18 protein-coding genes are annotated in these 21068 nt (G+C 65.9%); 10 read left to right on the top strand and 8 right to left on the bottom strand.

Annotated features, from left to right (window positions below):
- Positions 1-85: 85 nt before the first annotated feature.
- A complete protein-coding gene (locus OH705_RS12925; RefSeq protein ID WP_267302326.1) occupies positions 86-1936 on the bottom strand; it encodes a flavin monoamine oxidase family protein in 1851 nt (616 codons plus the stop codon).
- A 203-nt stretch (positions 1937-2139) separates the two neighbouring features.
- On the opposite strand from OH705_RS12925, the gene OH705_RS12920 reads away from it, so the two are divergent.
- The 3 genes from OH705_RS12920 (at position 2140) to OH705_RS12910 (ending at position 4852) form a co-directional block, all read left to right on the top strand.
- A complete protein-coding gene (locus OH705_RS12920; protein ID WP_023629961.1) occupies positions 2140-2571 on the top strand; it encodes a hypothetical protein in 432 nt (143 codons plus the stop codon).
- Positions 2572-2644: 73 nt separating this feature from the next.
- Complete coding sequence (locus tag OH705_RS12915; RefSeq protein ID WP_038706917.1) at positions 2645-4051, top strand: adenosylmethionine--8-amino-7-oxononanoate transaminase; 1407 nt, start codon at positions 2645-2647, stop codon at positions 4049-4051.
- Positions 4052-4132: 81 nt separating this feature from the next.
- Positions 4133-4852: a 16S rRNA (uracil(1498)-N(3))-methyltransferase gene (locus tag OH705_RS12910; RefSeq protein ID WP_267302325.1), complete on the top strand. Its 720-nt coding sequence runs from the start codon at positions 4133-4135 to the stop codon at positions 4850-4852.
- On the opposite strand, the gene trhA is transcribed toward OH705_RS12910, so the two are convergent.
- The 7 genes from trhA to pilG form a co-directional block, all read right to left on the bottom strand.
- Positions 4849-5466 carry a PAQR family membrane homeostasis protein TrhA gene (gene trhA / locus OH705_RS12905; RefSeq protein ID WP_023632083.1) on the bottom strand — a complete coding sequence of 206 codons (618 nt, stop codon included), beginning with the start codon at positions 5464-5466 and terminating at the stop codon, positions 4849-4851. The two genes, OH705_RS12910 and trhA, sit on opposite strands and share 4 nt — an antisense overlap.
- A gap of 68 nt (positions 5467-5534) precedes the next feature.
- The gene (locus OH705_RS12900; protein ID WP_023632084.1) at positions 5535-6008 is read right to left on the bottom strand and encodes a chemotaxis protein CheW; all 474 of its coding nucleotides are present in this window, start codon (positions 6006-6008) and stop codon (positions 5535-5537) included.
- Positions 6001-11295 (bottom strand): Hpt domain-containing protein, encoded by a 5295-nt coding sequence (locus OH705_RS12895; RefSeq protein ID WP_267302382.1) that lies wholly within the window; start codon positions 11293-11295, stop codon positions 6001-6003. The genes OH705_RS12900 and OH705_RS12895 overlap by 8 nt, the downstream gene beginning before the upstream one ends.
- A gap of 11 nt (positions 11296-11306) precedes the next feature.
- Positions 11307-13331 carry a methyl-accepting chemotaxis protein gene (locus OH705_RS12890; protein WP_094012386.1) on the bottom strand — a complete coding sequence of 675 codons (2025 nt, stop codon included), beginning with the start codon at positions 13329-13331 and terminating at the stop codon, positions 11307-11309.
- A gap of 63 nt (positions 13332-13394) precedes the next feature.
- Positions 13395-13949, bottom strand: a complete 555-nt coding sequence (locus OH705_RS12885) for a chemotaxis protein CheW (RefSeq protein ID WP_038706921.1) — start codon at positions 13947-13949, stop codon at positions 13395-13397.
- A complete protein-coding gene (gene pilH / locus OH705_RS12880) occupies positions 13946-14311 on the bottom strand; it encodes a twitching motility response regulator PilH (protein WP_023631715.1) in 366 nt (121 codons plus the stop codon). Before pilH ends, OH705_RS12885 begins: the two co-directional genes overlap by 4 nt.
- 47 nt (positions 14312-14358) lie before the next feature.
- On the bottom strand, positions 14359-14760 hold the full coding sequence (gene pilG / locus OH705_RS12875) for a twitching motility response regulator PilG (protein WP_023631716.1): 402 nt from the start codon (positions 14758-14760) through the stop codon (positions 14359-14361).
- 183 nt (positions 14761-14943) lie between these two features.
- On the opposite strand from pilG, the gene gshB reads away from it, so the two are divergent.
- The 7 genes from gshB (at position 14944) to OH705_RS12840 (ending at position 20974) form a co-directional block, all read left to right on the top strand.
- Complete coding sequence (gshB, locus tag OH705_RS12870) at positions 14944-15897, top strand: glutathione synthase (protein ID WP_046853923.1); 954 nt, start codon at positions 14944-14946, stop codon at positions 15895-15897.
- 233 nt (positions 15898-16130) lie between these two features.
- A complete protein-coding gene (locus OH705_RS12865) occupies positions 16131-17030 on the top strand; it encodes an energy transducer TonB (protein ID WP_023631717.1) in 900 nt (299 codons plus the stop codon).
- Positions 17031-17123: 93 nt separating this feature from the next.
- Positions 17124-17693 (top strand): YqgE/AlgH family protein, encoded by a 570-nt coding sequence (locus tag OH705_RS12860; protein ID WP_038706923.1) that lies wholly within the window; start codon positions 17124-17126, stop codon positions 17691-17693.
- Entirely contained in the window at positions 17693-18118 is a 426-nt protein-coding gene (ruvX, locus tag OH705_RS12855) for a Holliday junction resolvase RuvX (RefSeq protein ID WP_023633141.1), read from the top strand. Before OH705_RS12860 ends, ruvX begins: the two co-directional genes overlap by 1 nt.
- Before the next feature lie 52 nt (positions 18119-18170).
- A complete protein-coding gene (gene pyrR / locus OH705_RS12850) occupies positions 18171-18689 on the top strand; it encodes a bifunctional pyr operon transcriptional regulator/uracil phosphoribosyltransferase PyrR (protein WP_038706924.1) in 519 nt (172 codons plus the stop codon).
- Between the two features lie 12 nt (positions 18690-18701).
- The gene (locus OH705_RS12845) at positions 18702-19706 is read left to right on the top strand and encodes an aspartate carbamoyltransferase catalytic subunit (RefSeq protein ID WP_038706925.1); all 1005 of its coding nucleotides are present in this window, start codon (positions 18702-18704) and stop codon (positions 19704-19706) included.
- Positions 19703-20974: a dihydroorotase gene (locus OH705_RS12840; RefSeq protein WP_038706926.1), complete on the top strand. Its 1272-nt coding sequence runs from the start codon at positions 19703-19705 to the stop codon at positions 20972-20974. The genes OH705_RS12845 and OH705_RS12840 overlap by 4 nt, the downstream gene beginning before the upstream one ends.
- The last annotated feature ends 94 nt before the right edge of the window (positions 20975-21068 follow it).

Here is a 21068-nt window from a genome sequence, read left to right as displayed (position 1 = left end):
ATTAACGATAGACGTTTGGAAGATCCGACGCCATCGCGGGGCAAGCCCGCTCACACAGGGCCCCGCGCAGGCAGCTATACCGGGATCAGCCGGCCTTGGCCTGGCTGTTGACCACCGGCTTCTTGGCCGGTTCCGACTTGGCGGTGGCCTTCTTCACCGGCGCCGGTTTGGCTGCAGGCTTGTGGGCCTGCTTGGCCGCAGGCTTGGCTTGAGCGGGCTTGGTAACGGCAGGTTTCAGCGGTTCATCCTTGGCCACAGGCGCCGGGACGACAGGGGCGGGGGCCGGTACGGGCACAGGTGCAACCTCTTCGGCCTTGGTGATCGGCGCAGCCTTTACCTCTGGCTGGTCACCACCACCAAACAGGCGCGAGAAAAAGCCCGGCTTGTCCGGCTTGTCCTGCTTGGCCTGCTCGACCTTCACTGGCTCTGCCTTGGCGGGGGCCTTGTCGGACGAGCCGCCGAAAAGGTTGGAGAAGAACCCGCCCTTGTCCTTCGCGGCCGCGACGCCAGCCGCTCCAGTAGCCGCTGCGGCGGCTACCGATGCAGCCTTGGCCGGGTCGAAGGACTTGCCCGCCGCCAGGTCCTGGACCTGTCCCGCAGCACGCTGACCGCTACGCAGGGCCCCTTCGAGGGTACCTGGGTAAAGCGCATCGGTGTGTTCGCCGGCAAAGGCGATCCGTTGTACCGGGCGCTCCCACAGGCGCCAGTATTTGCTGATCTGTCCCGGGCCATAGGCCAGGTAGGCACCGCCCATGCCGGCGTCGGTGCTGTAGCGGCGGATTTCATAACCGGTAAAGGCGCCGCGTGCCTGCGGGTAAAAGGCGTGCAGGCGGATCAGCACCTGATCGACCATCTGCTTGTCACCGAAAGCCTGGAGCAAGCGGGCGTTATCGCCGGACAGGTTGATCACCACGTTGGCGCCACCCTTTAACGCCGGCTCGATCCACAGCATGCCCAGGCCAGTGTTGCTGAAGATCTCGCCGGACATGCGTGCACGGCTTTCCCATACCGGGTTCTTGAACTTGAGCATCAGCTGGTCGCGCCAGCCATAGTTGGTACCCTTCAAGGCCGCCAGGTGCTGCCCGTCCAGGCCAGGGGTCATCTGGATCTTGGCCAGTGCACGCAGCGGCACGGCCATGACCAGATAGTCAGCCTGGTAGCCGACACCGCCGACCTTGACGGTCACACCGTCCTTGTCCTGGACGATAGCGGTCACCGGAGAGCTGGTCTTGATGGTCTTCAATTGCTTGACGAAGGCCTGGGCCAGTACCGGGCTGCCACCCGGCAGACGCGCGGCGCGCAGGTCACGATCGCTGACGTTGCGATAGACCCGGCTCTGCTGGGCGAAATACAGCAGCGACAGGCGCGACGGCTCGTCATAGCGGGTACGGATCTGCTGGTTCACCAGTTGGCGAGCGGTCGCCGGCAATTGCAACTTGTCCAGCCAGGTAGACACAGTCATCTGGTCGAGGGCGAACAGTGTGCTGTTCGCCGCGGGATTGAGCGGGTCATCGATGGAGCGCGCCAAGTCATCGAGGGTCTTCTCGAAGCGTTTCAGCGCTTCAGCTGTGGCCGGCTGCTTGCTTGTGAGGTCCGTGGCGCTGAAGTATTCACCATCGATCAGGTAGCCGGGATTACGCACGAACTCCGGGGCCGGCAGGGTGCCCACCTTGAACTGCTGCAGATACTGGTTCAGTACCGGCTGGGCCTTGCTGTTGCCGATCCACTCGCTGGTTGCCAGGCCCGAACGCCCGCCCATGCCGGCCTTCGCTTCCAGCACCGTCACCTGCCAGCCTTTGCTCTGCAGCTCGTAAGCCGCAGTCAGGCCCGCCAGGCCACCACCGACGACGATAGCCGTCTTGTCCTTGGCCAGCGCGGCACCGCTGGAAACCCCGATCAATACCAACGCGCACAGGCGCACCCAAGCAGCAGCCATGATGGCGAACTCCGGTTAGAGAAGCGACAGAAGAGACGGGAGCAATGCCCCGGGAGAGATGCGTTAAGAATACGTCACCTCTGCCCACCCTGCCACCGCAGTGACATCAAGTGCTTTTGGCAACTGGTAATTTTGTCAGTAGCAGTGGGTCTCCGGCTCGTGCAGCCTTGGCTGGCACTCAAGCACCGAGCCGGGGTACAGCCGTGATCTACAGCGAAGACTTTGCCAGATGGACGCCTTCGGCGCCCCTCCCCGAATGCACCTGGCACGCGCCCACTGGTCTGAGCATCGTATCCAATGGCATCGTCTACAGCGCGCGCTACCAAACCGACGAGGGGCGGCTCGGCACCGAATTGATCATCCATGGCCAGTGCGATATCGAGTTCATCTTCGGCCAGACGGTCGATTGCCTGCTGCTCGAGGTAGACGTCAACACGCTCGGCAGGGCCGTTTCGACCGCCTACTGGTTGACACTGCGCGACCAGGGCTACACCGAGTTCGCCCCCGGCCCCGGCACCCACGGTACCTCCTGGCACGACGTACCTGGCCCGCTCGACCGCCTGACCCTGTCCACCCTGCCGCAGTGCACCGTGCATATCCGCCAGTTGGAATGGCGCCCGGCCTGGAGACATTGAGCGGTTGTCCTGCCACCCGGCATTGCTTAGGCTTACGCGGTCAAACCGAGCCGTAAAGCCAGGAGTAGTGCCCATGGGCCTCAACGATCAGTGGATGCAGCGCGACCTGAAGGTCCTTTGGCACCCATGCACCCAGATGAAAGACCACGAACAGCTGCCGCTGATTCCGATCAAGCGCGGCGAGGGGGTGTGGCTGGAGGACTTCGAGGGCAAACGCTATCTGGACGCCGTCAGCTCATGGTGGGTCAACGCTTTCGGCCATGCCAACCCGCGCATCAACCAGCGCATCAAAGACCAGGTCGATCAGCTCGAGCACGTGATCCTCGCCGGTTTCAGCCATCAGCCGGTGATCGAGTTGTCCGAACGCCTGGTGGCCATCACTCCTGCCGGCCTCGAGCGGGTGTTCTACGGCGACAATGGCTCGTCGTGCATCGAAGTGGCGCTTAAGATGAGCTTCCATTACTGGCAGAACACCGGGAAACCGCAGAAGAAGCGCTTCGTCACCCTAACCAACAGTTATCATGGCGAGACCATCGCCGCGATGTCGGTGGGCGACGTGCCGCTGTTCACCGAAACCTACAAGGCGTTGCTGCTGGACACCATCAAGGTGCCAAGCCCGGACTGCTACCTGCGCCCGGAAGGCATGGGCTGGGAAGAGCACTCGCGGAACATGTTCGCGGCCATGGAGCAGACCCTGGCCGAACACCACGCCAGCATCGCCGCGGTGATCGTCGAGCCACTGATCCAGGGCGCCGGCGGCATGCGCATGTACCACCCGGTGTACCTCAGGCTGCTGCGCGAGGCCTGCGACCGTTACGACGTGCACCTGATCCACGATGAGATCGCCGTCGGCTTCGGCCGCACCGGCACGATGTTCGCCTGCGAGCAGGCCGGCATCACCCCGGACTTCCTGTGCCTGTCCAAGGCCCTGACCGGCGGCTACTTGCCGCTGGCCGCCTGCCTGACCACCGACAAGGTCTACCAGGCCTTCTATGACGACTACCCGACCCTGCGCGCCTTCCTGCACTCGCACAGCTACACCGGCAACCCGCTGGCCTGCGCCGCGGCCTTGGCCACTCTGGACATCTTCGAGCAAGACAACGTGATCGAGGCCAACAAGGCCTTGTCGGCGCGCATGGCCAGCGCCACCGCGCACCTGGCCGACCATGCCCACGTCGCCGAAATCCGTCAGACCGGCATGGTCGTGGCCATCGAGATGGTCCAGGACAAGGCCACCAAGGCCGCCTACCCCTGGCAGGAGCGCCGCGGCCTGAAGGTCTTCGAGCACGCCCTGAGCCGGGGCGCGCTGTTGCGCCCGCTGGGCAGCGTGGTGTATTTCCTGCCGCCTTACGTCATCACACCCGAGCAGATCGACTTCCTGGCAGAGGTGGCCAGCGAGGGGATCGATATCGCCACCCGCGACAAGGTGAGCGTCGCCGTGCCGGCCGACTTCCATCCGGATTTCCGCGATCCGGGCTAACCCCAGACCAACCCGAAACCTGTAGGAGCCGGCGCGTCCGCTCCTACAGGATCTGCGTCAGCCTTTTTCCAGAGCAAGCCCATGAGACTCTCCCGCTTCTTCATCGACGCCCCACTGGGCCTTGGCGAGCACGAGCTCCCCGAAGCCCAGGCCCACTACATTGGCCGCGTGCTGCGCATGGCCGCTGGCGACGCCGTGCAGCTGTTTGACGGCAGCGGCCAGGAATACCTCGGCCAACTGCTCGAAGTCGGCAAGAAAACCGTGCGCGTCAGCCTCGACCAGGCCATCCCCGGCCAGGCCGACTCGCCTTTGCACATCCACCTCGGCCAGGGGCTGTCCCGGGGCGAGCGCATGGACTGGGCAATCCAGAAAGCCACCGAGCTGGGTGTCAATGAAATCACCCCTATCGTCAGCGAACGCTGCGAAGTACGTCTAAAGGACGAGCGCGCCGACAAGCGCCTGGCCCACTGGCGCCAGGTGGCTGTCAGTGCCTGCGAGCAGTGCGGGCGCTCGACCCTGCCGATGATCCACCCGCCCGTGACCCTGGCCGAGTGGCTGAAAAGCACCAAAGCCGAACTCAAGCTGGTGCTGCACCCGGTGGCCGAGCCGCTGACCAGCCATGCCAAACCGGCCAGGCTGGCCTTCCTGATCGGCCCCGAGGGCGGCCTGAGCGAAGCGGAAGTCGAGCTGGCCAAGGCCGCCGGCTGCCACGCAGCTCGCCTCGGCCCTCGGGTGCTGCGCACCGAAACCGCCCCTGTGGTGGCCCTGTCGGTGGCGCAGCAATTGTGGGGCGACTTCTAACGCACGTAAAAAGATACGGCGACAAAGTGCATCAGGCTGCCGGCAATCACGAACAGATGCCAGATGCCATGCCAGTGACGGAATCGGCTGTCAAACGCAAAGAAGATGATGCCGACGGTGTAGAACACACCGCCGGCCGCCAGCCAGGCGAAGCCCGCAGCACCCAGGCTATGCAGCAACGGCTTCACCGCCACCAGCACGATCCAGCCCATCAGCGCATAGATCACGATCGACAGGATCCGCGCCTCGGAGCGCGGCTTGATCTCCTGCAACATGCCGATCAGCGCAAGCCCCCAGACCACTCCGAACAGGCTCCAGCCCCAGGGGCCCCGCAGGCTCACCAGACAGAACGGCGTGTAGCTGCCGGCGATCAGCAGGTAGATCGACAGGTGGTCTAGCTTGCGCATGATGCGCTTCGCACGCCCGCGAGTGCTGTGGTAGAGGGTGGAGATGCTGTAGAGCAGCAGCAGGGTGAAACCGTAGATGGAGAAACTGACGATCTTCCAGGGATCGCCCTGCAGGCCCGCCACGACGATCAGCCAGCTCGCGCCGATACAGGCCAATACCGCACCGACCAAGTGGGTCCAGGCGTTGAAGCGTTCACCGTAATACATGCAAACACAGACCTCCCGCAGCAGTCAGGGTTCCTGAGCCCCGCGACAGGGCCCGCTCAACCATCATCCTAGCCAGCTGCAGATTGCAGATCAGCGTCACGCACCAATCTTTCCAGCCCGGCCAGGTCAGGCACCCGCGCCACCTGCTCGCCCACCTGCACTGCCGCCAGCTCCAGCGCGGCCAGTGGCACATCAACATAGTTCAACTGACTGTCGAGTTTGCACGAGCGCGGAATGCCCTGCAGCAGCAACGCCAGGAAGCGCAGGCCGGTATCCCCCAGTGCATTGAGCACCACTACCCGTGCCCGCTCGCCGCAAGTGGTCTGCCCGCCACAAGCGGCCTCGAAACCGATCAACGGCAAGCGCTGCTGGCGCCAGTCCACCCAGCCCAGGTGCCAGGCCGGCTCTCCTGGCTCGCAGGCGATGGCGCGATGACCAATCAATTCGGCCACCGCCACGTTGGGCAGTACCAGGGTGCGGTCGCCCAAGGGCAACAGCAGGCCGGTGAGGCTGCTGCGCTGGCCGGCGATATGTTCAAGCATGGGGTTGGCTCCAGTGGGCGATGCTCTGCAACAGGACCGACTCCTGGTAAGGCTTGCCGAGGTATTCGTTGACGCCGATGGCCATGGCCCGGTCGCGGTGCTTCTGCCCGGTGCGCGAGGTGATCATGATGATCGGCAACTGCGCCAGGCGCTGGTCGCGGCGGATACGCGTGGCCACCTCGAAACCGTCCATGCGCGGCATCTCGATGTCCAGCAGCAACACGTCCGGGCGGTGCTCTTCGAGCAGCGCCATGGCATCCACCCCATCCTTGGCGGTCAGCACGCTCATACCGTGGCGTTCGAGCAGGCGGCTGGTGACCTTGCGCACGGTCACCGAATCGTCCACCACCATCACCAGCAGCGGCCGACGCGGCACGGGCCCCGTCAGCAGATGCTGCCCCTGCGCCACGCCCGGCAGGCGCGCCAGGCGTCGCTGCTGGCCACGCAACTGGCCGAGCAGGTCGAGAATCAGCACCACTCGTCCGTCGCCGAGCAGAGTGGCACCGGACAGCCCCGGCACCGCCGCGAACTGCGGGCCCAGGCTCTTGACCACGATTTCGCGGCTGGGCGACAGGCTGTCGACCTGGATCGCGAACGATTGTTCGTGGGAATGGGTGAGCAGCACCGGCAGCGGTACGCTCTGGCCCAGCAGGTTGGGCTGCGCGCCCTCCTGCAACAGTTCGCCGAGGTAACGCAGTGCGTAGTCATGCCCGGCATAGCTGTAGCGTGGCGGGTCCAGCCGGTAGCAGGCTTCCAGCTCCGCCGGCGGCACGCGCACGATGCCCTCGATGGTGTTCAGCCCAATTGCGTATTGCTCATCCTCCACATGCACCATCAGCGCCCGGTTCACCGACACCGTGAACGGCAGGCGGATCAGGAAGCGCGCACCCTTGCCGGGGCTGGACTCGATGCTCATCGAACCGCCCAGTTGCTTGACCTCTTCATGGACCACGTCCATGCCCAGGCCGCGCCCGGAGATCTGGGTGATCTTCTCGGCCGTGGAAAATCCCGGGCGCAGGATGAACTGCAGGATCTCGTGGTCGCTCAGACGCGCCTGCGGATCGAGCAGACCGCGTTTGATCGCCTTGTTGCGCACCGCCTCCAGCGGCACCCCGGCACCGTCGTCGCTCATCTCGATGACGATGTCGGCACCTTCGTGCAGCAGGTTCAGGTGGATGGTGCCCTGCTCCGGCTTGTTGGCCGCCAGGCGCGCCTCGCGGGCTTCCAGGCCATGGTCGACGGCATTGCGCAGCATGTGCTCCAGCGGCGCGACCATGCGTTCGAGCACGCTGCGGTCCAGCTCGCCCTCGGCATTGCCGACCACCAGTTCGACATGCTTGCCCAGTTCGCTGGCCACCTGCCGCACCACCCGTTGCAAACGCGGCACCAGGCGTTCGAACGGCACCATCAAGGTGGCGGTCAGCCCCTCTTGCAACTGGCTGTTGACCCGCGCCTGCTGCTGCAACAGGCTGTGCGCCTCCTGGGCCCGCTGCAGCAGGGTTTCCTTGAGGTCGAGCAGGTCCGAGGTGGACTCGAACAGCGCCCGCGACAATTGCTGCAACTGCGAATGGCGGTCCATCTCAAGTGGGTCGAAGTCGTCGTAGGCATCACCCTCGAACTGGTGCCGGCTCGAGATCCGCCCCTGGGTCTCGATATCCAGGCGCAACAGCTGGTCGCGCATGCGCTCCAGCGTGGTCTCCATCTCGTTGAGGGCGAACTGCGCGTCGTTGACCTGCTGCTCGATGCGCCCGCGGATCACCGAATGTTCGCCGGCCAGGTTGCCCAGGTCGTCCAGCAGTTCGGCATCGACCTTGACCATGTCCCCGGCCCGCTCGGGGGCGACAGCCGGGGCTTCGGCCGGGGCGGGCTCGGCCTGGGGCTGCCCGGCGGCGCTGTCGGTCAGCGCTGCACTGGAGAAGTTGCGGATATAGTCGATCAGCGCCGTGGCCGCATGCAGCGGCTCGCCCAGGCGCGCCGCGTCGAGCATGTGCGCCAGGCGGTCATGGCAGTTCTGCAGCAGGCTGAACAAGGCCGGCGTCGACGGCAGCCGTGCGGCCGCCAGCAGCTCGTAGAGGAATTCCAGCTCATGGGCCAGGTCGCCGATGGCGGCGATCTCGACCATGCGCGCCCCCCCCTTGAGGGTGTGCAGGTCGCGCAACAGGTTCTCCACCTCGACCGTGTTGCGCGGGTCGGCCTGCCAGCGCGCCAGGGACTGCGCCGCACTTTCGAGGATATCGGAGCTTTCCTCGAGGAAAACTTCCAGCAGTTCCTTGTCGCCTTCGCTTTCCTGCGTGTCGTCCTGCGCCTCGACCGGGCCAGGTGGCGGAGCGTTGTGACGGAAATCGCGCAGTTCACCCAGCAACTCCACCGCCGACAGCGGTGACTGTCCCTCGCGCAAGCTGCGCAGCATCCCGGCCAGGGCGTCATGGCTGCGTGCGAGCAGCTCGAACAGCCCCAGGCTTGCCCCGATCCGCCGGTCCACCAGCCCTTCGTAGAGCAGCGCGAGCTCCTGGGCAAGCACTTCGATCGCACCGATCGCAGCCATCTGCGCGCCGCCCTTGAGGGTCAGCACATCATGTTGCAACGCAGACAGCGGTGACAGGCTTTCGGGATCGTCCTTCCATTGCCGCAGCGCCTGGTCGGCGCCCTCGAGAATATCGGCGGCTTCCTCGAGGAACAGGTCAACGACCGCTGGGTCCGGTAGCTGACCTGCGACAGGCAGCGTTGTCGCGCCAGCTGCGCCTACCAGCCCCAGGGCCGCCGGATCGAGGGCATCATCAAGCAAGCCGTGCAAGGCGGCCAGGCAATCGGGGCGTGCTGTCGGATCCTGCCCGGCGGCTATTTCATCGAACAGGTCGAACAGCGCTTCGTGGGCCTGCCGGGCGATGGCGAAGAAACGCGGCGTCACCGCCAGGCTGCCCTCTTCGACCGCACCGTACAGGTCGAGCAACCCTTCGCAGACTTCATCCACCTGCCACAGCTCGGCCTGGTGCGCGCCATGGCTGAGGGTGGTCATTTCCTCGAGCAGCAGGTGCAGCTCATGATGCTGCGTGGCGTCGGCCTGCCAGTTGGCGAGCCGCGCCTCGGCGTCGAGCAGGATATCCATGCCCAGGGTCAGGAAAGTGGCCGTCAGTTGCGGGTCACGCCGGGCCCGGCGTGCCGGATGCGCCTCGGCCTGGTGCCTGGCCAGCCTGGCATCGACCGTTTGCCCGACCTGCTCGATCAACGCCGCAGCCCCCGGGATGGCAGCCAATGGCGTGCTGTCCAGCTGGGCCAGCCCCAGGTGGAACAGCGCACGTGCAGCCTCCAGCAGTTCGGTTTCGGCCTGCTGCAAAGGCAGGTGATGACCTTTGTATTCGCGCACCAGGCGGTCGAGCGCGGTGGCCAGCTCCGCCACCGGCATCACGCCGGCCATGGCGGCGCTGCCCTTTAGGGTGTGCAAGGCGCGTTGCAGGCTGTCGCTGACCCCTGTGCCTTGAGCATCAGCCATCTGCAGGAAGACATCGAGCCCGGCCAGGTGCCCTTGGGCCTCGTTACGGAAGATCTCCAGCAGCTGCGGATCGAGCCCGTCGATGCTGGCACTGGCCGGCGTGTCGTTGAGCGCCAGCGCGTGCAGATGCCCGGCCAGTTGCTCGATCTCCGCAGTGGGCGGCAGTTGGCTGGCGGCGAAGTCGGCGAGCAGGTCGGGCAGGCGCACGAAGACCTGCTGCAAGGCCACCAGGCCTTCGGCACTCAGCGTGATGCGCCCCTCCAGCACCCGGTTAAGCAGGTGCTCGGCGCCCCAGGCAAGCTCCGCCACGGCCTCTGCGTGGACCATCCGCCCGCTGCCCTTGAGCGTATGCAGCGCACGACGCACCTCGATCAGTGAATCACGCAAACCATTGTCGGCACGCCAACGCAGCCATTGGCGCTCTATTTCAGGCAACAGTTCGCCGGCCTCTTCGAGGAACACTTCGCGCAACTCGTCATCGATCCCGTCCGCCGTCCGGGCGTCAGCCAAGGGGCGCTCGAGGCGCGGGCATTGCACGCCCAGGGCGGTCAGGCTGGCGAGGGCCATGTCGATGAAACGCTGGGCATCAGCCAGCGGGTCGGCCACTCGCCACTGCAACCAGGCCTCGCCGGCGCACAGGGCATCGGCCAGATGGGCCAACTCATCGGGCAGCGGCTCATCCTCCACATGACCCAGCCAGCCCTGCACATATCCCGCACACCCGCCGAACACTTCGGCGGCAGCCGGAAGCATCAGCATCGCCAACGCCCCGCGCACCTGCTGCAGCAGGCCGGGCAAGGCCTGCAGGCGCTGACGCGACCAGTCCGACTCCAGGCAGTCGCCGATCAGGTCCTTGGCCTGCTGCAGCACATTGAGCGACTCGTTGAGTACCAACTGACGAATCTCGGCCAGGTCAGAACCAGGCAGGTTGCCTGGCGAGGTCTCCTCCAGCGGCCCGACCATGCCGTTGAGGGTCGCCTCGACGTACAACAACGCCCCGGCGACATCCATCAACAGCGCCTCGTCCACCGCGCCGTCGTTCTCGACCTGCGCCTGCAGCGCCAGCACCTGGTCGATGATCACGCGTCGTGGCTGCTGGAAACCCAGCACTGCCAGAGTGTCGGCGACATGGCGCAGGGGCGGCAGCAACGTCTCCAGCGGTTCGCGTGGCGGATGCTCGCCACTGACGAAGGGGTCGAGACGGTCCTTGATGCGCATCAGGTCATCGCACAGCGCCATCACCACCGAACGCAGCGCGTCGCGCCCAGGACCGGCCTGCATGTGTTCACGCCAGCTCCCCAGGGAAAGGTCGAGGTTGGCCAGGTCCGCCGCGCCAGCCAGGCGCTGTCCGAGGTCGCCCAGCAGGCTGCCTTGGGCCAGGGGTTCGGCACCGCGGCAGACCCGCAGCTGGTTGAGCAGTGGCATGACCACCAATGGCAGGTCGTGGCGTGCCCCGCGCAGGCGATCCAGGTAGGGCGGCAATTGCTCGAGCCCCCGGAACAGCGCGCCCAGGCAGTCGCCACGAGGGCTCACCTGTCCGTCGGACATGGCCCGCCCAAGCAGCTCCAGTTCCTCGGCCAGGCGCGTCGCGCCCGGCAATTCGAGCAAGTGCAGGCAACCGTGCACCTGGTGAAGGTTGTCGACAAAGAACGCCAGCATCGACAGGTCGCCCGGATCTGCCGAAAAACGCTCCAGGGCCTGTCGCGCCTGTGCCAGGCAATCAAGGAGAGGGGCCTTGATCCATGCCAGGGCCACCGTGTCGTGGCGCTCGCCAGCCGTACTGCCCGGGCCGGCCATGCTTGCCCCGCTCACGACCGTTCCACCGGTCTGGGCAGGGTGAAACCGGATACCGAACGGCGCATCTCGCTGGCCATGCGCGCCAGGTGGCGGATGCTGTCGGCCGTGGCCCCGGAACCGGCGGAGGTCTGTGCGGTGATCTGCTGGATCACCGCCATGGTGTGGGAAATCTGCCCGGCAGACGACGTCTGCAACTGAGCGGCATCAGAGATGCTGTGGATAAGGTCGGCCATCGTCTGCGATACACCTTCGATCTCAGCCAGCGCCACGCCGGCGTCCTGGGCCAGGCGCGCGCCGCGCACCACTTCGGCGGTGGTCTGCTCCATGGAGATCACCGCCTCGTTGGTGTCGGCCTGGATGGTGCGCACCAACGCCTCGATCTGCCGGGTTGCCGAGGACGAGCGCTCGGCCAGGCGCTGCACTTCGTCGGCGACCACGGCAAAGCCTCGGCCAGCCTCACCGGCGAGCGACGCCTGGATGGCCGCGTTGAGGGCGAGGATATTGGTCTGCTCGGCAATGTCGTCGATCAGGCTGACGATATCGCCGATCTCCTGAGAGGATTCACCCAGGCGCTTGATCCGCTTGGCGGTGTCCTGGATCTGCTCGCGGATGTTGTCCATGCCGTGGATGGTGTTGTGCACCACCTCGTTGCCCTTGTTGGCAATGGCCACCGAGCGCTCGGCCACCTTGGCCGATTCATAGGCATGTGCGGAGACCCGGTCGATAGACTCGACCATGTCACCCACCGCCTCGGACGCCTCGCTGATCTGCTCCGCTTGGTGCTCCGAAGCCTTGGCCAGTTGGCGAGCGGTGTTCTGCGTGTCCTGCACCGCAGCAGCCACCTGCTCGGCGCTGTGGTTGATGGTAGCAACCAGATCGCGAAGCTGGTCAACCGAATAGTTGATCGAGTCGGCAATGGCGCCGGTGAAGTCCTCAGTCACCGAAACCGTGACGGTCAGGTCGCCGTCGGCCAGTTCCTCGATCTCGTCTAGCAAACGCATGATCGCCTGCTGGTTGCGTTCGTTTTTCTCGGCGGTTTCGCGCAGCTGGCGGTGCGTGGCGCGCACCATCACCAGGCCGATGAGGATGATCGAGGCCAGTGCCAGCAGGCCGAGCACATAGCCGCCGACGGTGTCGAGAGTGCGCCCGCCGGCCAGGTTCTCGAAGCCGTTGGCCAGGTGCGAGGCTTCGTCGAGCAGGGTCTGCGACAGGCTGAAGATGTTGCCGGCAGCCTCGCGCACGCGAAACAGTTCGGGCGAGGTTTCGAGAATCTCGTCCACCGAGCCCGAGACGAACTGGAACAGTTCGGCGATCTCGGCCAGGCGCGCCCGGGCATCGGTGTCCTCGACGCGGGTGACCTGAATCGCCGGATTGCCGGCGAGCATACCCTCGAGCACCTGGCCGAAACGGCTGGCGTCGCGGCCGAAGGCATCGGCGGCCTGCACCGAGGACTCGTCACCGGCGAGCACGGTGTTGACCGAGCCGAGAATGCGCTCGGCCAGCAGCAACTGGCGCTGGGCCACGGCCACCTGATTGGCCGGCGCACCGCTCTGCAGCAGGATTTCAACTACTTTCTCGTATTCGACCTGCAACTGCGGAACCGTTTCGGCCAGGGTGGCCGCGACCTGATGCAGCGACAGCACGGTCTGTTCACTGGCCAGGATGGTGTCGGTGTTCTTGCGCAGGTTCTCCCAGTCCTGGCGTACCGCATCCATTTCGTCGCGCACCGCGGCGGGCGCTGCGGGCAGGCCGGTGGCCTTGTCACCTTCGCGCAGGTAGCTCCAGCGTCGTTCGAAGTCGTTGCGTGCATCGCTGAGCAACCTGAACGCCAACGCCTTGCCCGCCGCAGCCTCGGTGGCGTTCTTGGCAATGCGCTGGGACAGCACGCGCAGCTCGCCGGCATGGCCTATGTACTGCTTGTCGTGGTTGGCCTGGGTGTTGAGGTAGGCGAAGTTGGCGAACAACAGGACGATCGACAGGATCAGCACCACGAACAGCACGGTGATCTGCGCGGTGCTACGCGGGCGTTGGGCCACGGCGGCGGGCGAGACGCCAGCTGCGGCAACGGTGGGTCCTGGCTTGTTCACGTCGAAAGTCCTCTACAACGCCACATCGAGAAAGCCCGGCGCCTGGGCCAGGGCGAACGGGCTGAAGATCGCCCAATTACGCTCACGGGGAAAATGCCCATGTACGAAGGGCGCGGCCGCACGGATCAACGGTTGCGGCGGTGACAGCTCGAGGCTGCTCAGAGCGAAATGCTGCAAGCCGACCACCTCATCCACCAGCAGCCCGGCGAACAGCTCTTCATGATCCAGCACCAACACGCGCCGTTGCTTGCCCGCCGCGGCCGGGCCAAGGCCAAAAAACGCACACAGGTCCATCACCGGCAGCAGCCGCCCACGCAGGTTGGCCACTCCGCGCACCCAGGGCTGCACACCCGGCACCCGGCTAGCGCGGGGCTCACGCAGCACTTCGGCGACTTCGCCCATGGGCGCGACGAACCACTGTCCGGCAACTCGAAAACCGATGCCGCTCCATTGTTGCAGGCGGATGTCCTGCGGTGGCTGGTCGGCCACCAGCAGGCGGCAGCGCCGGTCGATGTCCAGCAGCAGTTCGAAGGCGGTCAGCGACGCGCCCTGGGGCCGGGTGGTCAAGCCTGCAGCACTTCTTTGAGCTTGGTGATCAGCGCGTCTTCTTCCACAGGTTTGGTCAGGAAGTCGCGGGCGCCCTGGCGCTGGGCCCAGATCCGATCGGTTTCCTGGTCCTTGGTGGTGACCACGATCACCGGAATGGCGCTGGTTTCCGGGTCCTTGCTCAACTGGCGGGTGGCCTGGAAACCGTTCATGCCGGGCATGACGATGTCCATCAACACCGCGTCGGGCTTCTCCTGGCGCGCCAGGGCCACGCCGTCGGCGCCGTTGTCGGCCTTGAGCACCCCATAGCCGTGCTTCTCCAGCCATTCGGTCAATTTGTACATCTCTGTCGGCGAGTCGTCGACAATCAGAACTCGGGCCATGCTGTTTCCCCATCAGGAAATAGAGACGCCGCCCTGCGTGGGCGGCGTCAGGGTGCGTGTGGATCCTGCGCGGCGAAGCCCGGCACGCAGGCACGGATCGCGTCGAGCAGTTCTTCCTTGCTGAAAGGTTTGGTCAGGAACTGGTCGGAACCGACCACCCGGCCGCGGGCCTTGTCGAACAGGCCGTCGCGGGAAGAGAGCAGGATCACCGGGGTGTCCTTGAACTCGCGGTTGTGCTTGATGATGGCGCAGGTCTGGTAGCCGTCGAGGCGCGGCATCAGCACATCGACGAAGATGACCCGCGGTTTGTGGTCGACGATCTTGGCCAGGGCGTCGAAGCCGTCACTGGCGGTGATCACCTCGCAGCCTGCCTCGCCGAGCAACATCTGCGCGGTGCGGCGGATCGTGCGGGAATCGTCGATCACCATCACCTTCAGGGGTTGTTCCATAGTTGCGCTTCTGCCTGGGAGCGAATTCGCCAAAAGGCCATGCAGGCCATGTGCCTGGCCTTTTTAGCACACTCCCGAAGGCCATTCCATCCGCCCGCCCCTTGACCGTGGGCGCGCCCGGCGCCACCCTGAGCCACTTTTCTTTCGTACCATGCGGCCAGTGCCGCCAAGAGGAACTACCCCATGAGCGTTCGCCTCGGGATTGTCATGGACCCCATCGCGTCCATCTCCTACAAAAAGGACAGCTCGCTGGCCATGTTGCTGGCCGCCCAGGCCCGCGGCTGGAGCCTGTTCTACATGGAGCAGCGCGACCTGTACCAGGGCCAGGGCAAGGCCCGCGCACGCATGCGCCCGCTCAAGGTGTTCGCCGACCCGGCCCGCTGGTTCGAACTGGGCGAGGAGCAGGACAGCACCCTGGCCGAGCTGGACGTGATCCTGATGCGCAAGGACCCGCCCTTCGACATGGAGTTCGTCTACAGCACCTACCTGCTGGAACAGGCCGAGGCCGAAGGCGTGCTGGTGGTCAACAAGCCGCAGAGCCTGCGCGACTGCAACGAGAAGCTGTTCGCTACGCTGTTCCCGCAGTGCACGCCACCCACCCTGGTCAGCCGCCGCCCCGACATCATCCGCGAGTTCGCCGCCGAGCATGGTGATGTGATTCTCAAGCCGCTGGATGGCATGGGTGGCACTTCGATCTTCCGTCACCGGGTCGGCGACCCCAACCTGTCGGTGATCCTCGAAACCCTGACCGCGCTCGGCGCCCAGCAGATCATGGCGCAGGCCTACCTGCCGGCGATCAAGGACGGCGACAAGCGCATCCTGATGATCGACGGCGAGCCGGTGGACTACTGCCTGGCGCGCATCCCGGCCAGCGGCGAGACCCGCGGCAACCTGGCCGCCGGCGGTCGCGGCGAAGCCCGCCCTTTGAGCGAGCGTGATCGCTGGATCGCCGCCCAGGTCGGCCCGACCTTGCGTGAAAAGGGCCTGCTGTTCGTCGGCCTGGACGTGATCGGCGACTACCTCACCGAAATCAACGTCACCAGCCCGACCTGCATCCGCGAGATCGACGCTGCCTTCAACACCAATATCGGCGGGCAATTGATGGACGCCATTGATCGCAAGCTTCAGGCGCGCTGACCGAGGACACGTGGCAACACCGCGCAGTGGGGTATGATGCCGGTCCTTTTTGACTGAGCTGCTGCCCCGCAGAGGCTCTGCACGAAAAGTCTTGAGACGCAGGTCAGGCAAGGCGAAAACAGCCGAGGAAGCGGAGTGTACTGGAGTACATGAGCATTCCGAGGCTGTTCTCAACGCAGCATGAACAAGTATCAAGGCTTTTCGTACAGAGCCTAGCGGTTGCTGGATACCCGATGACGCTTCCCGCTGACATCCCACCCGACCTGCTGCCACCGCGCGTTCGCCCGGTGGACCGGCTCGGTTTCACCCTGTTCCTGGCCGCCCTGGTGCACCTGGCGCTGATCCTGGGCGTGGGTTTCACCGTGGTCAAACCGGCCGAGATTCGTCACGCCATGGACATCACCCTGGCCACCTTCAAGAGCGAGAAAGCGCCCGAGAAGGCCGACTTCCAGGCCCAGGACAACCAGCAGGGCAGCGGCACCCTGGACAAGAAAGCGGTGCCCAAGACCACCGAGGTCGCGCCGTTCCAGGACAGCAAGATCAACAAGATCACCCCGCCCCCGGCGGCGAAACCGCAAACACCCCCGGCACCGGCCAAGGCCGTGGTCGCCACCCAGGCGCCGAAGCCGCAGAAAGTCGAGCCCAAGCCGAAGGAAAGCAAGCCGCAACCCCAGCCCCAGGCAAAGGTTCCGGACTTCGACAGCTCGCAGCTGTCCAGCCAGATCGCCAGCCTCGAGGCCGAGCTGTCCCAGGAACAGCAGCTCTACGCCAAGCGCCCGCGCATCCACCGCCTGAACGCCGCCTCGACCCTGCGCGACAAGGGCGCCTGGTACAAGGAAGAGTGGCGCAAGAAGGTCGAGCGCATCGGCAACCTCAACTACCCCGAAGAAGCCCGGCGCCAGCAGATGTACGGCAGCCTGCGGATGATGGTGTCGATCAACCGCGACGGCTCACTGTACGAGGTACTGGTGCTGGAGTCCTCGGGCCAGCCAGTGCTGGACCAGGCCGCCCAGCGCATCGTGCGCCTGGCGGCGCCCTTCGCGCCGTTCACCGGGGACCTGGCGGAGTTCGACCGCCTGGAGATCATCCGTACCTGGCGCTTTGCCCGGGGTGACCGGCTGCAGAGCAACTGACCCGAGGGTGACGGGCACCCCGGTGGGGGCGGGAATACCTCCAGCCCTCTGCACACCTTGTCAGCCTCGCCACCTGGCGCCACACTAGCGGACATGAAGACCCTCGCCCCCAGCTACCTCAAGCACCAGTTCCTGATCGCCATGCCGCACATGGCCGATCCGAACTTTGCCCAGACCCTCACCTACATCGTCGAGCACAATGCCCACGGCGCCATGGGCCTGGTGGTCAACCGCCCGCAGGAGCTGAACCTGGCCGACATCCTCGAACAGTTGCGCCCGGACGATGAGCCGCCGGCCAGCACCCTGCACATCCCGATCTACCAGGGAGGGCCGGTGCAGACCGACCGCGGCTTCGTGCTGCACAGCAACGACCGCAGCTACCAGGCCACGGTCGAGCTGGAGGGCTTGTCGCTGTCCACCTCACAGGACGTGCTGTTCGCCATCGCCGCCGGCGACGGTCCGCGCAAGAGCCTGATCACCCTGGGCTACGCGGGCTGGGAAGCCGGCCAGCTGGAGGCCGAGCTTGCCGACAACGCCTGGCTCAACTGCCCCTTCGACCCCGAGATCATCTTCGGCGTGGCCAGCGACATGCGCCTGGGCGCCGCCGCCGCCAGCCTGGGGATCAACCTCAGCCTGCTGACCAGCCAGGCGGGCCACGCCTGATGGCCGAACTGCGCTTGCTGCTTGGCTTCGACTACGGCACCCGGCAGATCGGTGTGGCCGTCGGCCAGGTGATCACCGGCCACGCCCGAGAACTGTGCACGCTCAAGGCACAGAACGGCGTGCCGGACTGGAACCAGGTCGAGAAGCTGATCAAGGAATGGAAACCCGACGCCATCGTCGTCGGCCTGCCGCTGAACATGGACGGCACGCCCAGCGAAATGAGCGAACGCGCCGAAAAATTCGCCCGTCGCCTGCACGGCCGCTACAACCTGCCCGTACACACCCACGACGAACGGCTCACCACCTTCGAAGCCAAGGGCGAGCAGATGGCCCGTGGCGGCCGTCACGGCAGCTACCGCGACAATCCGGTCGACGCCATCGCCGCGGCCCTGCTGCTGCAAGGCTGGCTGGAGGCCAACACTTAAATCCGCTTTGCCGCCGGCGGCTTGCCGGCGCCCGCCTTCCGAGGAGCACGCAATGAGCCTACCCAATCCCGCCGACCTGATCCGGCAGATGGCCGTCGACCTTCGCGCCCACCTGGCCCGCCGCGCCATCGTCGAGTCACGCTTCATCGGTATCCGCACCGGCGGCGTGTGGGTAGCCCAGGCCCTGCAGGCCGAGCTCGGCGACCAGAGCCCGCTGGGTACCCTGGACGTCTCCTTCTATCGTGACGATTTCAGCCAGAACGGCCTGCACCCGCAGGTGCGCCCCTCGGAACTGCCTTTCGAGGTCGAAGGCCAGCACCTGGTGCTGGTGGACGACGTGCTGATGAGCGGGCGTACCATCCGCGCCGCCCTCAACGAGCTGTTCGACTACGGCCGCCCGGCCAGCGTGACACTGGTGTGCCTGCTCGACCTGGATGCAGGCGAACTGCCGATCCGCCCGAATGTGCTTGGCGCCACCCTGTCCCTGGGCGCCCATGAACGGGTAAAATTGACCGGACCCACGCCGCTCGCCCTCGAGCGACAGGACCTCGCTCCCGCATCCGCCCTTTAAGAGTCCCCCGCGATGACGCCATTCGACGCCAAGCGCCCGCTGCAGCTCAATGATCAGGGCCAGCTGCGCCACTTCCTCTCGCTCGACGGTTTGCCCCGCGAACTGCTGACCGAAATCCTCGACACCGCCGACTCGTTCCTCGAAGTCGGCGCCCGGGCCGTCAAAAAAGTCCCGCTGCTGCGCGGCAAGACCGTGTGCAACGTGTTCTTCGAGAACTCCACCCGTACCCGCACCACCTTCGAGCTGGCCGCCCAGCGCCTGTCGGCCGACGTGATCAGCCTGAACGTGTCGACCTCCTCGACCAGCAAGGGCGAGACCCTGTTCGATACCCTGCGCAACCTGGAGGCCATGGCCGCCGACATGTTCGTCGTGCGCCACTCCGACTCCGGTGCCGCCCATTTCATCGCCGAGCACGTGTGCCCGGACGTGGCCGTGATCAACGGCGGTGACGGCCGCCACGCGCACCCGACCCAGGGTATGCTCGACATGCTCACCATTCGTCGACACAAGGGTAGCTTCGAGAACCTGTCGGTGGCCATCGTCGGCGATATCCTGCACTCGCGCGTAGCACGCTCGGACATGCTTGCGCTCAAGGCGCTGGGCTGCCCGGACATCCGCGTGATTGGCCCGAAGACACTGATCCCGATCGGCATCGAGCAGTACGGCGTGAAGGTCTACACCGACCTTGCCGAAGGCCTCAAGGATGTCGACGTGGTGATCATGCTGCGCCTGCAGCGCGAGCGCATGGCCGGCGGCCTGCTGCCCAGCGAGGGCGAGTTCTACCGCCTGTTCGGCCTGACCACCGCGCGCCTGGCCGGCGCCAAGCCCGACGCCATCGTCATGCACCCGGGTCCGATCAACCGCGGGGTGGAGATCGAGTCGGCGGTGGCCGACGGCAAGCACTCGGTGATCCTCAACCAGGTCACCTACGGCATCGCCGTGCGCATGGCCGTGCTGTCCATGGCCATGAGCGGGCAGAACGCGCAACGTCAATTCGAGCAGGAGAACGCCCAGTGACCCTAAGCATCATCGGCGCCCGGGTCATCGACCCTGCCAACGGCCTGGACACCATCACCGACCTGCACCTCGATGGCGGGCGCATTGCCGCCATCGGCGCGGCCCCGGCCGGCTTCAGCGCCAGCCGCACGATCCAGGCCGAAGGCCTGGTCGCCGCACCTGGCCTGGTCGACCTCGGCGTCTCCCTGCGCGAACCGGGCTACAGCCGCAAGGGCAACATCGCCAGCGAAACCCGCGCCGCGGTCGCCGGCGGCGTCACCAGCCTGTGCTGCCCGCCGCAGACCAAGCCGGTACTGGACACCTCGGCGGTCGCCGAACTGATCCTCGACCGCGCCCGCGAAGCGGCCAACAGCAAGGTCTATCCGATCGGCGCCCTGACCAAAGGCCTGGAAGGCGAGCAACTGGCCGAACTGGTGGCCCTGCGCGACACCGGCTGCGTGGCCTTCGGCAACGGCCTGAAAGAGATCCCCAACAACCGCACCCTGGCCCGCGCCCTGGAATACGCCGCCACCTTTGACCTGACCGTGGTGTTCCACTCCCAGGACCGTGACCTGGCCCAGGGCGGCCTCGCCCACGAGGGCCCGATGGCCAGCTTCCTCGGCCTGCCTGGCATCCCGGAAACCGCCGAGACCGTGGCCCTGGCCCGTAACCTGCTGCTGGTCGAGCAGAGCGGCGTGCGCGCCCACTTCACCCAGATCACCAGCGCCCGCGGCGCCCGGCTGATCGCCCAGGCCCAGCAGTTGGGGCTACCGGTCACCGCCGATGTGGCGCTGTACCAGTTGATCCTCACCGACGAGGCCCTGCGCGACTTCTCCAGCCTGTACCACGTGCAGCCGCCGCTGCGCACTGCCGCCGACCGCGACGGCCTGCGCGAAGCGGTGAAATCCGGGGTGATCCAGGCGATCTCCAGTCATCACCAGCCCCACGAGCGCGATGCCAAGTTGGCGCCGTTCGGTGCCACCGAGCCAGGCATCAGCTGTGTCGAGCTGTTGCTGCCACTGGCCATGACCCTGGTCGAAGATGGCCTGCTCGACCTGCCGACCCTGTTGGCGCGCCTGAGCAGCGGCCCGGCCAAGGCCATGCGCCTGCCGGCCGGCGAGCTGAAAGTCGGCGCCGCCGCCGATCTGGTGCTGTTCGACCCGAAAGCCTCGACCGTGGCCGGCGAACACTGGTTCTCCCGCGGCGAAAACTGCCCGTTCATCGGCCACTGCCTGCCGGGTGCGGTGCGTTATACCTTGGTCGATGGACACGTCTGCCACGAGGCCTGAGTAACGCCCTCGCGGGGCAAGCCCGCTTGTATGGTTAGACTTGAAGGGGTGGTGGGACTAAATGCCCGATTCTGACTGTTCGCATCAGTACAGA

It is taken from the genome of Pseudomonas sp. BJa3, assembly GCF_026343815.1.
GTDB classification, from domain to species: Bacteria; Pseudomonadota; Gammaproteobacteria; order Pseudomonadales; family Pseudomonadaceae; genus Aquipseudomonas; species Aquipseudomonas soli.
The sequence above is the reverse complement of the archived record's forward strand: the minus strand, read 5'-3'. Positions and strand labels throughout refer to the sequence as shown.

Coding starts and splice junctions, on each gene's coding strand:
- OH705_RS12925 (WP_267302326.1), bottom strand. CDS start 1,936: ATGGCTGCTGCTTGGGTGCGCCTGTGCGCGTTGGTATTGATCGGGGTT.
- OH705_RS12915 (WP_038706917.1), top strand. CDS start 2,645: ATGGGCCTCAACGATCAGTGGATGCAGCGCGACCTGAAGGTCCTTTGG.
- OH705_RS12910 (WP_267302325.1), top strand. CDS start 4,133: ATGAGACTCTCCCGCTTCTTCATCGACGCCCCACTGGGCCTTGGCGAG.
- trhA (WP_023632083.1), bottom strand. CDS start 5,466: ATGTATTACGGTGAACGCTTCAACGCCTGGACCCACTTGGTCGGTGCG.
- OH705_RS12900 (WP_023632084.1), bottom strand. CDS start 6,008: ATGCTTGAACATATCGCCGGCCAGCGCAGCAGCCTCACCGGCCTGCTG.
- OH705_RS12895 (WP_267302382.1), bottom strand. CDS start 11,295: ATGGCCGGCCCGGGCAGTACGGCTGGCGAGCGCCACGACACGGTGGCC.
- pilH (WP_023631715.1), bottom strand. CDS start 14,311: ATGGCCCGAGTTCTGATTGTCGACGACTCGCCGACAGAGATGTACAAA.
- pilG (WP_023631716.1), bottom strand. CDS start 14,760: ATGGAACAACCCCTGAAGGTGATGGTGATCGACGATTCCCGCACGATC.
- gshB (WP_046853923.1), top strand. CDS start 14,944: ATGAGCGTTCGCCTCGGGATTGTCATGGACCCCATCGCGTCCATCTCC.
- OH705_RS12865 (WP_023631717.1), top strand. CDS start 16,131: ATGACGCTTCCCGCTGACATCCCACCCGACCTGCTGCCACCGCGCGTT.
- OH705_RS12860 (WP_038706923.1), top strand. CDS start 17,124: ATGAAGACCCTCGCCCCCAGCTACCTCAAGCACCAGTTCCTGATCGCC.
- ruvX (WP_023633141.1), top strand. CDS start 17,693: ATGGCCGAACTGCGCTTGCTGCTTGGCTTCGACTACGGCACCCGGCAG.
- pyrR (WP_038706924.1), top strand. CDS start 18,171: ATGAGCCTACCCAATCCCGCCGACCTGATCCGGCAGATGGCCGTCGAC.
- OH705_RS12845 (WP_038706925.1), top strand. CDS start 18,702: ATGACGCCATTCGACGCCAAGCGCCCGCTGCAGCTCAATGATCAGGGC.